This window comes from Microbacterium cremeum (genome assembly GCF_015277855.1).
In the GTDB taxonomy this organism is placed as follows: domain Bacteria; phylum Actinomycetota; class Actinomycetes; order Actinomycetales; family Microbacteriaceae; genus Microbacterium; species Microbacterium cremeum.
Genome location: NZ_CP063812.1, coordinates 536,912 through 551,563, shown reverse-complemented (window position 1 = coordinate 551,563; position 14,652 = coordinate 536,912). Strand labels below are relative to the sequence as shown.

Below are 14,652 nucleotides of genomic sequence, written 5' to 3'. Positions count from 1 at the left end.
TTCAGTTCTCGGGCAGGGTGCAGGTGGTCTGCGCGGCGGTCTGGCCGGCGATGTCCGATGGCAGTTCGACGCGCTGCTCGGCAGGCGGAGCCGTCGAGTCGACCGGGGCCGCCCCCGCACCCTCGGCGCCTTCCGCCGCGCCCTCCGCCGGCGTCGCCTCCTCCGGCGTCGTGGTCGGCTGCTGCGCGACCTCACCGGTCACCTCGACGCCGTAGCCCTGGCTCGCGTCGCCGGTGAGGGTCAGCGGCTGGTTGGCGGCGAGCGCGGCGAACAGGGCGTTCGCGGCATCCGTCACCGGCAGCACCCGGCTGGCACCGCCTCCCGACGCGTATCGCGTCGGGTACTGCACGAACACGATGTCTTCGTACGGCACGTCCTTCATCGCCATCGCGATCTGCACCATGAGCGTGGGGTTGGTGAGGCCCGAGCTCAGCACGAGCTGGCCCTGCTGCACCTGCGCGATCGCGGTGGTCGCGAGGTTCAGCAGGCGTCCGGGGTCGGCGAGCACCGCGTCGGACTGGAGCTTGCGCACCATCGACGACATGAACTGCTGCTGGTTCGATATGCGGCCGAGGTCGGAGCCGTCGCCGATGCCGTGGCGGATGCGCAGGAACTGCAGCGCCTCGACGCCCTGGAGCGTGTGCGTGCCGGCCGTGAGGTTGAGGCCGGTGTGCCGGTCGCTGATGTCGCCCGCGACGCACACGTCGACGCCGCCGATCGCGTCCGACATGTTGATCACCCCGGTCCAGCGGATCGCCGCCGCGAAGTGGATCTTCTCACCGGTGAGCTCCTCGACGGTGAGCACGGTGCACGCGAGTCCGCCGTACATGTACGACGCGTTGATCATCTGCGACGACATGGCCGAGTAGTTGCCGCTGCCGTCCTCCTTCGGGCACGACGGGATCGGCACGAGCATGTCGCGGGGGAACGAGACGACCGTCACGCGCCGCGGCTCGTCCGAGATGTGCACCAGCATCGTCACGTCGCTGCGCTCACCCGGCGAGTCGTCGTTCGCGCAGCGGGGGAACAGTGCGACGTCCTGGCCCTCGCACGAGTCCGAGCCGACCATGAGGATGTTGACGCCGCCCTCGATCGCGCCGAGCGACGGCGGCAGGGGCTTCTCCTCGTCGAGCACCACGGCGTTCGCGGTGATCGTCTCGGCGGCGTTCCACACGCTGTAGGCCGCGACGCCGGTCGCACTGAGGCCCACCACGCCGAGCACGACACCCAGCATGGCGAGCATCGTGACGAACGGATGCCGCGTCGGCAGGACGCCGTGACGCGCGAGTGGTGCGCGGCCCTCGCCCGAGGACCGGTTCTGCCCCGCCATCAGCCGTTGGCCCTGAGGTTTCCGGCCGAGCAGGTCTGGTCGGCGGCGGACTGGCCGGGGATGTCGTCGAGCGGCACGGCCGTCTCGGTCGGCGCCGGGGTGCCCGTCGCGGACGGATCCGGCGCGGTCTCGACCGGCTCCTCGGTCGGCTGCGGGTCGACCGTCACGACGCCGCCCGTCTTGTTCTGATCGTTGGTCAGCTCGATGGGCTCGTTCGCGGCGAGCGCGGCCCAGAGCTTGTCGGCGAGCACGTAGTTCGGCACGACGCGGTTCTCGTCGGCCGGGTCGGTGAGCACCGGGTACTGGACGAAGTTGATGTCTTCGAACGGCACGCCCCGCACGGCCATCGCGATCTGCACGAGCGTCGAGGCGTTGGCAAGCGACTGGCTCGGCGTGATGTTGTCGACGGCCGTCGTCGCGAGCCGGTACAGCGCCGCGGGATCCGACAGGACCTCTTCGCTCACGAGCTTGCGGGCCAGGCTCGACATGTACTGCTGCTGGTTCGAGATGCGTGCGAGGTCGCTGCCGTTCTCGAGACCGTGGCGCGTACGGAGGAACTGGAGTGCCTCGACCCCCGAGATCGTCTTCGGCCCGGGGCCCCAGTTGATGCCCGTGTGGGGGTCGCGGATGCCGCCGTTGCCGATGCAGACGTCGACGCCGCCGATCGCTTCTGTGATGTTGATGACGTTGCCGAAGCTGACCTTCGCCGCGAACGGGATGTTCTCGCCGCTGAGGTCGGAGACCGTCTTCGCGACGCACGACAGGCCGCCACGACCCCAGGCCTCGTTGATCTGCGACTTGAAGGTCTCGGGGCTGACCGAACCGTCTTCGCGCGTGCACGACGGCAGCGGGATCATGAGGTCGCGGGGGAACGACACGACCGTGACGCGCCGCGGGTTGTCGGCGATGTGCACGAGCATGTTCACGTCGTTGAGCTGACCCTCGGAGTCCGGACCCTTGCAGCGGTCGCCGAAGATCGATGCGTACTCGGGCTCGCACTCGTCGGTGCCGACGAGCAGCAGGTCGACGCCGCCCTCGATCGCGCCGATGTCGGGCGGGACGGTGCCCTGTCCCTCGAGTTCGACGCCGCCATCGGCGAAGCTCGCGGCCAGATCGTACGCGGCGTACGACGCGACGCCGACGCCTGACACGAGCACGACGGCGACGATCACGCCGAGGATCTTGAGGATCGTCCCGAACGGATGCGGGGACGAGAGCTCACCGTGGCGTGCCACCGTGCGGCGGCCACGCCTCGCACGCTTGCTCGTCTCGCTCACTCGGTTCCTCTCGGGGATGCTTGCCCGCGGTCCACCCCTCGCGCCCGTCTGCGGAGGGTGTGGGATTCGAACCCACGGGACATCTCTGCCCACTGGTTTTCAAGACCAGCTCCATCGGCCGCTCGGACAACCCTCCCGACCGATCCCACCGCGAGGGCGGCATCCGTCGAACAGGCGTCGAGTCTAGCCGACAGCACTGTCGGCCCATTCTTCCAACCACGGCTGTGCAAGCTCTGAAAGGCGCACCGGATGCCGCGGAGCGCGCGCTTCTTCGGGCTCAGCGACCGTACCCCGGGCTTTGAGCGCCCTTCGATACGCTCCTTCGTCGCTACTCAGGACCCGCGAAGCGAGACGAAACGCCCCGGTCGGTCAGAGAGCGCGAAGCACGGCCGCGACGCCGCCCGCCTGCACCGACGCGGTGATCTCGCCCGCGGCATCCCGCACCTCCTGCGGGCCCTGCTCCATCGCGACCGCGCGGCCGCCGTTCTCGAGCGCCCAGCGGAACATGCCGAGGTCGTTGCGTCCGTCGCCGATCACGAGCACGTGCGCGGGGTCGATGCCGAGCTCGGTGCGCACGCGGTCGAGGCCGGTGCCCTTGTCGACACCCTGCGGAGCGATGTCGAGCCACGCGGTCCAGCCGACGGCGTACGACACGTGGTGCAGGCCGATGCGCGCGACCAGGTCGACGAAGTCCTGCTCCTCCTGCTCGGGGGCGACGACGACCACGCGGCACACGCGCTGCGCGCCGAGCTCATCGAAGGGCACCTTGCGGGCGTGCAGGAGGTTCCAGTCGTCGAGGTGCTCGGTGTAGAGGCGGGTGCCGTCGGGGAGCTCGACGAGGTAGCGCGCCTCGGGAAGGTGCCCACGCAGCAGCGTCAGCACCTCGCGCGGATCGAACGTCTCGACGTGCCACCGCTCGTACTGAAGGTCGTCGGGGTCCACCCGCTTGAGCACGACCGCCCCGTTGGAGCACACCACGAACTCGGGTGCGATGGCGAGCGCGCGCAGGATGCCGCGAGTGCCCTCCCAGCTGCGCCCCGTCGCGATCATCACCTCGTGCCCGGTGCGGTGCGCGTGCTCGACCGCTTCGACGACGCCGGGGCTCAGCGACTCGTCTTCGAGCAGCACCGTGCCGTCGATGTCGAGCACGATGAGCAGCCGCGCGACGACCGTCGGCGCCGCGGCGGTCTCGCGTGCGAGCTCTTCGACGACTTCGGCCGCTGCTTCCGGCGTGACGAGGTCGACCTCGCCGGTGTCGGGCAGGCGCGCCTCAGCGGACGAGTCCCCGGCAGCCGGCGTCACGCGATCGGCTCCATGATCTCGAGGCCGCCGAGGAAGGGCCGGAGCACCTCCGGCACGAGGACGGATCCGTCGTCGCGCTGATGCGTCTCGAGCATCGCCACGATCCAGCGGGTGGTGGCGAGCGTGCCGTTGAGGGTCGCGACGGGCTGCGTCCTTCCCCCGTCGGGACGGTGACGGATGTCGAGCCGCCGCGCCTGGTAGGTCGTGCAGTTCGACGTCGAGGTGAGCTCGCGATAGGCGTTCTGCGTCGGCACCCACGCCTCGACGTCGTACTTGCGGGCCGCGCTCGACCCGAGGTCGCCGGCGGCGACGTCGATCACGCGGTAGCTGAGACCGAGGTCCTGCAGCATGCGCTCCTGCAGCCCGACGAGCCGCAGGTGCTCGGCCTCGGCATCCTCGGGTGCCGTGTAGACGAACATCTCGAGCTTGTTGAACTGGTGCACGCGGATGATGCCGCGGGTGTCTTTGCCGTACGAGCCGGCCTCGCGCCGATAGCACGTCGACCATCCGGCGTAGCGCTTCGGGCCCCGCGACAGGTCGAGGATCTCGCCCATGTGGAAGCCGGCGAGCGGCACCTCGCTCGTGCCCACGAGGTAGAGGTCGTCTTCTTCGAGGTGGTAGACCTCGTCGGAATGCTGTCCCAGGAAGCCGGTGCCCCGCATGACCTCCGGCCGCACCAGCGTCGGCGGGATGAGCGGGGTGAACCCGGCCTGCAGCGCGCGGTCGAGCGCGAGGTTCATGAGCGCGATCTCGAGACGCGCGCCGATGCCGGTGAGGAAGTAGAAGCGGCTGCCCGACACCTTGGTGCCGCGCTCCATGTCGATCGCGCCGAGCAGCTCGCCGAGTTCGAGGTGGTCGCGGGGTTCGAACGCGAACACGGGCTTCTCGCCGTGGGTGCGCAGCGTGACGAAGTCGTCCTCGCCACCCGCGGGCACGCCCTCGATGACGATGTTCTCGATCCGGGCGAAGGCGGCGTCGGATGCCTCTTCCGCCGCGGTGACCGCGTGCTGGGCCTGCTTCACCCGCTCGCTGAGCTCCTTCGCCTCGGCGACGAGCACCGCCTTCTCTTCTTTCGGAGCCTGTGCGACGCGCTTGCCGTGAGCGTTCTGCGCGGCGCGGAGCTCTTCGAACGCCGTGATGGCGGCGCGCCGCGCGCGATCCGCCTCGAGCGCGGCGTCGACGGTGTCGGGCGACTCCCCGCGCGCCACCTGCGAGCGCTTGACCAGCTCGGGATTGTCGCGAAGAAGCACGGGATCGATCACCCTGCAAGCTTAGTCGCGCCCGGTGATGCGGCATCCGGGCGTCGGGGTCGGCGGCGAGCGCCGTGTCGAGGCATCCGTCGCCCGCCGGTTCCTTCGGGTGGCGCAACACGCGGGAACGATCGCGCGACCCCGCGTGTCGCGACACCCGAAGCGGCGGCACCACACCTTCGGGTGCCGCAACACGCGGGAACGATCGCGCGACCCCGCGTGTTGCGACACCTGAAGCGGCCGCGAGCACGGGCGCGCGGCATCCGTCGCCCGCCGGGTTCGGGCGGCACGCCGGAGTCGCGCCGTAAGGTTGTCCCATGGCAGCGGCATCCGGTCCTGACCGTGAGAACTCCCGGCCGGGCGCGGAAGATCCGCCGCACCCGGCCGACGAGGTGTACGCCGACGGTCCCGAGACCGGGGAGCTCGGGGAATCGGCCGCCGCTCCGGCACCGTCCGACGCCGATATGGTGCGCGCCGCGGCCGAGACGGGCGATCCGGATGCCGCGGCAGAGGTCGCGACCGAAGGCCCGGACGACGCGGGCCTGATGTCGGCGGACGCGCCCGACCCCGAGGAGGCGGCCGCTCCCGACCAGGTGATCCGCGAACCCGAGGACGTCGAGCCCGACACCGCCGACGACGAGCACGGCGAAGCCCGCCGGGTCGATGCGGCGGGACGCACCGAGCCGCTGACGGATGCCGGGCGCCCGAACCCGAAGGCCGCGCTCGTCTACAACCCCATCAAGGTCGACGCCGCCCGGCTGCGCAGGCTGGTGACCCGCCTGTCGGACGAGGCCGGCTGGTCGGAGCCGCTGTTCTACGAGACCACGGTCGACGACCTCGGCGACGACGTCACGCGGCAGGCGCTCAACGAGGGCGTCGACGCGGTGCTCGTGGCCGGCGGCGACGGCACGGTCCGCGCGGTCTCGGAGGCGATGACGGGCAGCGACGTGCCGCTCACGATCGTGCCCAGCGGCACCGGCAACCTCCTCGCGCGCAACCTGCAGCTGCCCCTCGACGGCCCCGAGGAGATGGTGCGGGCGACCTTCGACGGCGATCGCGAGGCCATCGACGTCGGGCTCGCGCGGCTGCGCCGCCCCGACGGGGAGGTCAAGGAGCACGCGTTCGTCGTGATGGGCGGGATGGGCCTCGACGCCGCCATGATCGCCAACACCAACCCCCAGTTGAAGAAGTCGGTGGGGTGGGTGGCCTACGTCGACGGCGCCGCGCGGTCATTGGTCAGCGCGCAGCCGTTCCGCGTCATGTACGAGCTTCCCGGCCACCGCCTGCACTCGACCCGTGTGCAGAGCGTGCTGTTCGCCAACTGCGGGTCGCTCCCGGCCGGGCTCGAACTCATCCCCGAGGCGTCCGTGTCGGACGGCGAGCTGGACATCGTGATCGTGCAGCCCAAGGGCCCGCTCGGGTGGCTGCTGGTGTGGCGTCGCGTCGCATGGGACAACAGCGTGCTGCGGCGCTTCCGCGCCGGGCGCCGCATCCTCTCGCTGCGTACGCGCGACAGCGCGGTGCGCTATGCGCGCGGCGAAGGCATCGACATCGGCACGAGCGAGCCGCGCCCCGTGCAGCTCGACGGCGACGAGTTCGGCGAGGCGGTGCACGTGACCGTGCGCGTCGAGCCCGCGGCGCTGCGCATCGCGATCCCCCGCGGCCACTCCATCACGCCCCCGGCCAACGGGAGCCGCAAGAAGAGGCGGCGACGCCGGGGCGCGGCATCCGCCGTCACCCCTTGACGGCGCCTCCGAGGCCGGCCGACCGCAGGAACAGCAGGACCACCTCATCGCATGTCTTGACCTGACATGCGGCGAGATCGCGGTGCCGCGACGACGCCGCCCGTACACGAGATCGGCCACGCCCCCACGAGGGGACGTGGCCGATCCGGCGGTCGCGGCGAACGTGCGGGAGGTCAGGACACGAGCGCCTGCTGCCACTCGATGAGGTCGGCGATCTTCGCGACCAGCGTGGCGTTCTGGAGGCCGTGGGCCTTCCCGTACGCCCGCTCGAGCGTCTCGATCGCGGCGACGTGGTCACCGGCGAGCGCCGCCGCTTCGGCGGACTCGAGGTACGCCGCGACGTCGCTCGAGAGCTTCCCGGCGCGGTTCGATCCCCCGGCGAGCCCGGCGACGATCCCGTCGACCTCGGGGAACGTCACGCAGTCGCCGCCGCCGGTCACGACGCCCGCGGTCCATTCGATGCCGGCGAGGATGTGCTCGAGGAACAGCGGGTCGCTCCATGACGCGTCGGTGTGGCCTGCGCCCTCGTACCAGGAGCGTCCGCCCTCGAAGTTGTGGCACCAGGCGATCGGATGGTCGGCGCCCATCGCGCCGAAGCCCGGGTTGTAGGTCGACTCGTCGAGCGTGATGAGCACGTGCACGTCCTCACGCGGATTGACGGTGAAGTTGTACCACTCGTCGAAGCGCACCCATTCGGTCGGGAGCATGGCGGTCGACGGGTGACCGGGGTTCTCGACCCGCATCGTCGCCGTCTGCTGCGCGGGGTGATTGCGGAACCGCGCGCTGCCGCCGGTGAGTTCGCTGTACCAGGGCACCGTGTGCATCGAGTCGGTCGCGGCGTGCAGGCCGACATACCCGCCGCCCGAGCGGATGTAGCCCTGGAACGCACTCAGCTCGGCGTCGTTGAGCAGTCGCGGGCGGTTCGGGTCGAGGTTGTTCGTCGCATCGACGGGCGACGCGAAGATGACGGTGGCGTACTGCGAGAGGTCCTCCGCGGACGTGAACGGCGTGGAAGGCAGCGTGAGTTCGGGCTGTCGGCTGTCCCATACGTCGACGGTGAAGCCGTTGTCCTCGCCGAGGGCGATGATGGCATTCGTGGTGTCGTCGATGTGCGAGTGACGGAAGCCGAGGGTCTGCCCGACCACCAGCACCTTGTACTCGTCCTCGGCGTGCGCCGGCGCGACGGCGATGCCGACGCCGAGAGCGAGACTCGTGGCCGCCAGGCCCATGACCCCGCGTCGGATGTGTCTGTTCATTCGGTCGTTCTCCCCTTCGAGTTGGCCCGATCCGTCCGCGCATAATATGTTGCGCTAGACGACATATCTGTCGCCGCCGACCCTATTCCTGCAAATACAACGTTGTCAACGGCGAGGGAACCGGCCTGTGCGTCGAGCGACGGACCTTCTGCCTGATGCGAGAGGCGCCGCCCGCCAAGTCGGACCGGAGTCATTGCGAGCCGGACGCGTCGGGATGCCCGGGGGCCCCGCCTCACAGGCGGAAGCAACCCGGTTCGGCACATCGCGGCGCGACTACCGGCGGTGCAGGCGGCGTGCCGGCCGCGCTGTGGCGCGAGGCCACATGAGAAGGAACTAATGCGCAGCACGAAATTCGGGCTCGAAGAGCAGTTCGTCGCCGGCCTCGAGGTGCGCTCAGCGCACGCAGGAGGACGTCGACGGAATACCCGCGTGCCCCGCCGCTGTTGCGCCCCACCATGACAACGATCGGAATCATCGGTGCAGGACACATCGGCAGCGCGCTCGCACGGGCGTTCTCGGGACTCGGCTACGACGTCGTGCTCTCGAACTCCCGCGGACCCGAGAGCCTGACGGACCTCGTCGCCGGACTCGGCCCCCGGGTCACCGCCGCCACGGCCTCCGACGCGGCCGCGGCTGCCGACATCGCGGTGGTCACCGTGCCGCTCAAGGCGCTGAACGACGTGCCGGTCGAACCCCTCGCCGGCAAGATCGTGCTCGACACCAACAACTACTACTTCGAGCGCGACGGCCACATCGACGCGCTCGACCGCGGGGAGACCACGACGTCCGAGCTGCTGCAGCAGCACCTCCCGACGTCCAGGGTCGTCAAGGCCTTCAACCACCTCTATGCCGACGAGATCAACACGACCGGCCTGCCCGCGGGCGATCCGGATCGGCGTGCCCTCGGCACCGCGGGCGACGACGCCGAGGCGCTCGCGTTCGTCACCGGCGTCTACGACGCGCTCGGCTTCGACACCGTGAGCGCCGGACCGCTGAGCGAGTCGTGGCGTCTCGAGCGCGACCGGCCCGCCTACGTCGCGCGCCAGACCGCGGCCGAGCTGCGCGACAACCTGGCGAAGGCGAACCGCCTGCCCTGACGCGTTTCGTCTCGCTTCGCTCGCTCAACGACCGGGGCAGGGACGCGTTTCGTCTCGCTTCGCTCGCTCAACGACCGGGGGCAGGGACGCGTTTCGTCTCGCTTCGCTCGCTCAACGACCGGGGGCAGGGACGCGTTTCGTCTCGCTTCGCTCGCTCAACGACCGGGCCCCCCACCCCCCGGTCGTTGAGCGAGGGAGCGCAGCGACCGAGACGAAACGCCTCGGACTCTCCCCCGCGTCAGGAATACCGGGGATGCCGCGGCCGGTTGTCGCTGGGGATGAACACCGACGCGACGACCACGCCCGTGCCCGACCTCTCGCTCTCGGTCCTCGACCTCGTGCCGGTGCGCACCGGGCAGACGAGCGCGCAGGCGGTCGCGGCATCCCTCGACCTCGTCGCGGCCGCCGACCGGCTCGGCTTCCGCCGGTACTGGTTCGCCGAGCACCACAACATGCCCGCCGTGGCGTCGACGACGCCGCCGGTGCTCGCGGCCGCGGCCGCCGCACGGACCTCGCGGATCCGCCTGGGGTCGGGCGGCGTCATGCTCCCCAACCACTCGCCGCTCGTCGTGGCGGAGCAGTTCGCCGCGCTCGAGGCGATCGCGCCGGGCCGCATCGATCTCGGCATCGGGCGCGCGCCCGGCTCCGACCCGGTGATCACGCAGCTGCTGCGGCAGAGCGGCACCACGAGCGACGTCGAACGGTTCCCCGAGCATGTGCGCGATATCGTGTCGCTCGTGTCGGCCGAAGGGGCGGCGCTGCGGTTCACCAGCGGCGGGACGTACGACGTCCACGCCACACCGGCCGCGACCAGCGTCCCGGAGGTGTGGCTGCTCGGCTCGAGCGACTACTCCGCCCAGCTGGCGGCATCTTTCGGCCTGCCCTACGTGTTCGCGAACCACTTCTCAGGCGAGGGCCTCGAGCGTGCGCTCGAGCTGTACCGCACGCAGTTCCAGCCGAGCGAGGCGCTCGCCGCACCCCGCACCTTCCTCACCGCGAACGTGCTGGTCGCCCCCACCTCCGAGGAGGCCGAGGCGCGGGCGCTGCCCAACCTGCGCATGACGGCGCGCCTGCGCACCAACCGGCCGCTGGGCGCGCTCGAGACCGTCGAGCAGGCGCAGGCCGGGGCATCCGATTTCGACGCCCTCGCCGAGTCGTTCATGACATCGGCGCGCGCGAAGTGGTTCGTGGGGGCACCCCGGGCCGTGGCCGAGAGCCTCCGCGCCTTCGCCACCCGGCACGGCGTGGACGAGGTCATGATCTCGCCCGTCGTGGGATCGTACGAGAACGAGCCGATGGATGCCGCGCCCGGCCGCGTGCGCACGCTCGAGCTGCTCTCGTCCGAGCTGCGGCTCAGCTGACCAGCGAGTAGAACCGGAAGAACCCGAAGTCCTCGATCGGCAGGATCTCGATGTCGTCGAAGCCCGCTGCGCGCGCGTAGTCGCGGAGGACACCGGGTCGCATCACCGTTCCCGTGCCGACGCTCGGCGAATGCGAGAGCCCGTCGGGAAGGCAGCAGAAGAGGCTGTAGCCGTACATGAGCCGCTCGACGTCGCCGCCGGGCGCCACGAGCGTCTCGCCGACGGCCTCGTCCATGACGATCACGGCTCCGCCCGGGTGCACCGCGCGGCGCATGGCCGCGAGCACGTCCACCGGCCGCGGCATGTCGTGGATGCACTCGAACGCGAAGGCGGCGTCGAACGGTCCGTGGGCGGCGAGTCCGTCGGCGTCGGCGTTGTGGAATCGCACACGATCGGCGACCCCGGCACGCTCCGCGTTCTCGCGGGCGAGCTGGATCGACGGCTCGTCGATGTCGAACCCGTCCACCTGCAGGCCGGGGTACTCGCGGGCCAGCGCGATCGACGACCAGCCCGCACCCATGCCGACGTCGGCGATTCGCGTGCCGGGCTTCGAGAGCACCGACTGCAGCTGCGGGACCCCCGCGAACGCATCGGGCAGCTGATCGAACCACGGACGGTTGAGATCGGCCTGCGCCTCGCGCGCGTCGGCGCCGAGCTGCTCCCAGCTCACCCCGCCGCCGTGACGGTACGCGTCGAGCAGCTCGGGCATCACGCGCCCCGTGGCCGCGAACAAGCGCGGCAACGGGCCGAGATACGCCAGGCTCCTCTCGTCGGTCAGCACCTCGGCTGCCCCGGCCGGCAGCGTGAACCGCCGCGAGGCCGGCACGCCGTCCTCCCCCTCCTCCATCAGGAGGATGCCGGCGACGGCTTGCTGCTCGAGCCACTCCCGCACGTAGCGCGGGTGCGTGCTCGTGCGGTCGGCGAGCTCGGCGACGGTCGCGGGGCCGTCGGCGACGAGGCTGCGGTACCAGCCGAGGCGATCGCCCAGGTAGGCGGCCAGCACCTCGGTCGCGGCGAGGACGGCGGCGAGCATGCGATCGGCGAACTCCTCGGCGCTCGGGCCGACGGCGGTGGCCGGGACGGTGTCGGGAAGGGTGGTCGACATGGGGACTCCGTTCGTTCATGGCGAGCCGTGATGGCCTCGCACCTCCGACGCTACGAACGGGAGAGGCGGCGCGAATCGGGCGAATCATGCAGATCGCGCGGACGCAGTGCTGCATGGGATCGTGCAGATCAGCTCACGGCGGAATCCGCGACCCCCTGGGAGTGCCACCAGGCCGCCGCGGCCGTGCGAGAGCCGACGCCGATCTTGACGTAGATGTTGGCGAGGTGGCGGCTGACGGTCTTCTCGCTGATGAACAGCTGCTCGGCCACCCGGCGGTTCGGCGCGCCCTGCGCCACGAGCGCGAGCACCTCGCGTTCCCGCGGGGTCAGCGGACCGGCGTCCACGACCGGTTCGTCCCGATCCTCGGGGACGCCGAGGCGGGCGAGGATGTCGTGAGCCTCGGTCGCCGCCACGTGGGCGGTTGCGGCATCCCCCGCCAGCTCGTGCGCTTGCGAGAGCAGCAGCAGCACGCGCGCGAGCTCGTAGGGCTGACGGTCGGCGCGGAAGGACGCCTCGGCCCGGCGCAGCGCGGCGAGGGCGGCCGGCGCGTCGCGGGACGCGAGCGCGAGCATGCCGTCGGCGTGCGCCGACCACGCCGCGAACCCGGGGCTCCGCAGGCGCTCCGCAGCCTCGCGCAGCTCGGCGGCCGCGGCATCCGCCCCCGTCCGGTCGTCGCACGCGAGCGCGATCTCGGTGGCCGCCCGCAGCAGCCGCACCCGCGACAGCGCATCGCGCGGGGCCAGCGCGGCGGTCAGCGCCGAACGCGCCGCGACCGGATCCCCGGCGTCGAGCAGGAGCAGCGCCGCGCCAGGCTGCGGATCGACGCCGGCCGTGCGGGCGAGGTCATACGCCTCGCGCGCGCCCGCCGGGTCGCCGCGGCGACGGCGCACCTCGCCGAGCTGATAGAAGCCCTCGCCGGCCACCCACGGATTGCCGCCGGCGAGATCCGCGCACTCACGCAGGAGCATCGCCTCGGCAGCCGGCCAGTCGCCGCGGGCGCTGCGCAGCTCCAGGCGATGCACGCGGCAGATGCCGGTGTACATCGCCTCGCTCCCGAACTGCCGGCACCACTGCTCGGTCGCGCGCGTCCAGTCCTCCATCCGGCGGAAGTCCGCGAGCTCATGGCAGGTGTGGATGATCGTGCAGTAGATGTCGCCCGCCCATTCCGCGGCGACGTCGCCCGCGAGCACGGGGAGCATGGCCTCGTCGAGCAGGGCGAAGCCCCGTCGCGAGTCGCCGCGCCGCAGCTCGGCCAGCCCCCGCACCACCATCGCCAGGGCCTCGACCGCCGGCTCGGGGAAGCGCCGCGCGAGATCGGCGAGACGCTCGATATCGTGGTCGGGCCAGGCCTCGATCCCGGTCGTGATCTGACCGAACGACGCTTCGAGGTACACCAGGTACGCGTGCGGCGGACCCTCGGGCAGATCGGCCAGGATGCGCCGCGCGCGGTGCAGCCACGCGGTGCCGATCGTCAGGTCTCCTCGCGTGAGCCACAGCACGCTCAGCTGCAGCGCCATCATCGCCGCGTCCGACGCGCGGTCGGTGTCGCAGAGACCGCGGAAGGCCTCCTCCGCGAGGGCGAGCGACTCGGCCACCCGGCCCAGCCACCAGGCCGAACGCGCCATGAGCACGACGTCGTCGACCTCGAGCGGGGCCTCGGACCGGGCCGTGCTCAGGTACTCGAGCGCGGTGGACCAGTCGGATGCCGCGAAGGCGCTCCGCGCGGAATCGATGAGCGCACCGCGGTCGGCCATGCCTCAGGGTACTGCCGTGCACAGGGCGATCGGGAGGGCGGGACGGCGCCGCATGCCCGTCCGGCACGGCACGGCCCGAGAGGTCAGCCGCGCTCTTCGGGCTCTTCGGGCGCGCCCGAGATGAGGCCGCGCAGCCAGTCGCGGGCCTCGACGAACACGTCGTCGGCGTAGCGCTCGGGGTAGTGCACGACCGCGCGGTCGGCGCGCGGGTACGAGCCCAGGAAGATCACGCGCGGGCTGAAGCGGCGCAGGCCCAGCAGCGCATCGGCCATGCGCTCGTCCTCGATGTGGCCGTCCGCGTCGATCACGAAGCGGTAGCGGCCGAGCTCGTCGCCGATCGGACGCGAGGCGAGAAGCGAGAGGTTGATGCCGCGGGTCGCGAACTGCTCGAGCATCTCGAGCAGCGCGCCGGGGTGGTCGTCGGGCAGTTCGACGATCAGCGACGTCTTGTCGGCCCCGGTCGGGGGCGGCGGCGCGACGGTGCGGCTGACCAGCACGAACCGGGTCACCGCGTTGGCGTTGTCGCCGATGTTCGAGGCGAGCAGTTCGAGTTCGTGATGCTCGAGGATCCCGGGCGGCGCGATCGCGGCATCCGCGTCGCTCGTCCCGTCCAGCAGGCTCATCGCGCTGGCGACATTGCTCGCCGCCGGCACATGCGCGTGCGACGGGAGCTCGCGCGAGAGCCACTGCAGGCACTGCGCGTACGCCACCGGGTGCGCCGAGATGAGCGACACGTCCTCGAGGCGCGCGCCCGGGCGTCCGACGAGCACGAACTCGACCGGCACCAGGTACTCGCCCACGATGCGCAGTCCGGACACGGTGGCCAGGGCATCCTGCGCCGTCGACACCCCGCCGTCCACGGAGTTCTCGATGGCGATCATCGCGGCATCCGACCGCCCCTCCACGACGTCGGCCAGCGCCTCGCCCACGTTGCGCACCGACCGCCAGTCCTGCGCGCGCGCCTCCGGCACCTGCGCGAGCGCGGCCTCGGTGAACGTACCCGCCGGGCCGAGGTAGCTGTAGGTGCGGCGGACGGGTGCGGATGCCTGAGCGTCGACGGCCTCGGAAGTCACGCCCGCCAGCCTAGCCGCGCGCCGGGGCGGCGGCCCGGCAGGGCGTAACTCCGCCTCGCCACGCGTGCGGAGGCCCTCGTCCCGCGGGAATCCGCCTCGGGC

Annotated in this window: 11 protein-coding genes and 1 tRNA gene; 3 read left to right on the top strand and 9 right to left on the bottom strand. The window is 71.5% G+C overall.

Translation table 11 applies throughout. From position 1 onward, the window contains the following. Position 1: 1 nt before the first annotated feature. The 5 genes from IM778_RS02365 to serS form a co-directional block, all read right to left on the bottom strand. Positions 2–1,330, bottom strand: a complete 1,329-nt coding sequence (locus IM778_RS02365) for an LCP family protein (protein ID WP_194410510.1) — start codon at positions 1,328–1,330, stop codon at positions 2–4. Beyond that, entirely contained in the window at positions 1,330–2,607 is a 1,278-nt protein-coding gene (locus IM778_RS02360; RefSeq protein ID WP_194410509.1) for an LCP family protein, read from the bottom strand. Before IM778_RS02360 ends, IM778_RS02365 begins: the two co-directional genes overlap by 1 nt. Before the next feature lie 51 nt (positions 2,608–2,658). Continuing rightward, positions 2,659–2,743, bottom strand: a tRNA-Ser gene (locus tag IM778_RS02355). 233 nt (positions 2,744–2,976) lie between these two features. After that, positions 2,977–3,909 carry an HAD family hydrolase gene (locus tag IM778_RS02350; protein WP_194410508.1) on the bottom strand — a complete coding sequence of 311 codons (933 nt, stop codon included), beginning with the start codon at positions 3,907–3,909 and terminating at the stop codon, positions 2,977–2,979. Further along, positions 3,906–5,171 carry a serine--tRNA ligase gene (gene serS, locus IM778_RS02345; RefSeq protein ID WP_194410507.1) on the bottom strand — a complete coding sequence of 422 codons (1,266 nt, stop codon included), beginning with the start codon at positions 5,169–5,171 and terminating at the stop codon, positions 3,906–3,908. Before serS ends, IM778_RS02350 begins: the two co-directional genes overlap by 4 nt. Positions 5,172–5,476: 305 nt before the next feature. Between serS and IM778_RS02340 the strand changes: the two genes are divergently transcribed. Beyond that, entirely contained in the window at positions 5,477–6,904 is a 1,428-nt protein-coding gene (locus tag IM778_RS02340) for a diacylglycerol kinase family protein (RefSeq protein ID WP_194410506.1), read from the top strand. 173 nt (positions 6,905–7,077) lie between these two features. Here the strand turns inward: IM778_RS02340 and IM778_RS02335 are convergent, their stop codons facing one another. Further along, positions 7,078–8,160, bottom strand: a complete 1,083-nt coding sequence (locus IM778_RS02335) for a ThuA domain-containing protein (RefSeq protein WP_194410505.1) — start codon at positions 8,158–8,160, stop codon at positions 7,078–7,080. 350 nt (positions 8,161–8,510) lie between these two features. Between IM778_RS02335 and IM778_RS02330 the strand changes: the two genes are divergently transcribed. Beyond that, entirely contained in the window at positions 8,511–9,257 is a 747-nt protein-coding gene (locus tag IM778_RS02330) for an NADPH-dependent F420 reductase (protein ID WP_194411687.1), read from the top strand. Between the two features lie 278 nt (positions 9,258–9,535). Beyond that, positions 9,536–10,618 (top strand): LLM class flavin-dependent oxidoreductase, encoded by a 1,083-nt coding sequence (locus tag IM778_RS02325; protein WP_194410504.1) that lies wholly within the window; start codon positions 9,536–9,538, stop codon positions 10,616–10,618. Here the strand turns inward: IM778_RS02325 and IM778_RS02320 are convergent. The 3 genes from IM778_RS02320 to pheA all read right to left on the bottom strand — a co-directional run bounded on the left by IM778_RS02320 (position 10,611) and on the right by pheA (position 14,550). Beyond that, on the bottom strand, positions 10,611–11,723 hold the full coding sequence (locus tag IM778_RS02320; protein WP_194410503.1) for an SAM-dependent methyltransferase: 1,113 nt from the start codon (positions 11,721–11,723) through the stop codon (positions 10,611–10,613). The genes IM778_RS02325 and IM778_RS02320 overlap by 8 nt on opposite strands. Before the next feature lie 128 nt (positions 11,724–11,851). Then, positions 11,852–13,477, bottom strand: a complete 1,626-nt coding sequence (locus IM778_RS02315; RefSeq protein ID WP_194410502.1) for a LuxR family transcriptional regulator — start codon at positions 13,475–13,477, stop codon at positions 11,852–11,854. A gap of 83 nt (positions 13,478–13,560) precedes the next feature. Then, positions 13,561–14,550, bottom strand: a complete 990-nt coding sequence (pheA, locus tag IM778_RS02310; protein WP_194410501.1) for a prephenate dehydratase — start codon at positions 14,548–14,550, stop codon at positions 13,561–13,563. Between the last annotated feature and the right edge of the window lie 102 nt (positions 14,551–14,652).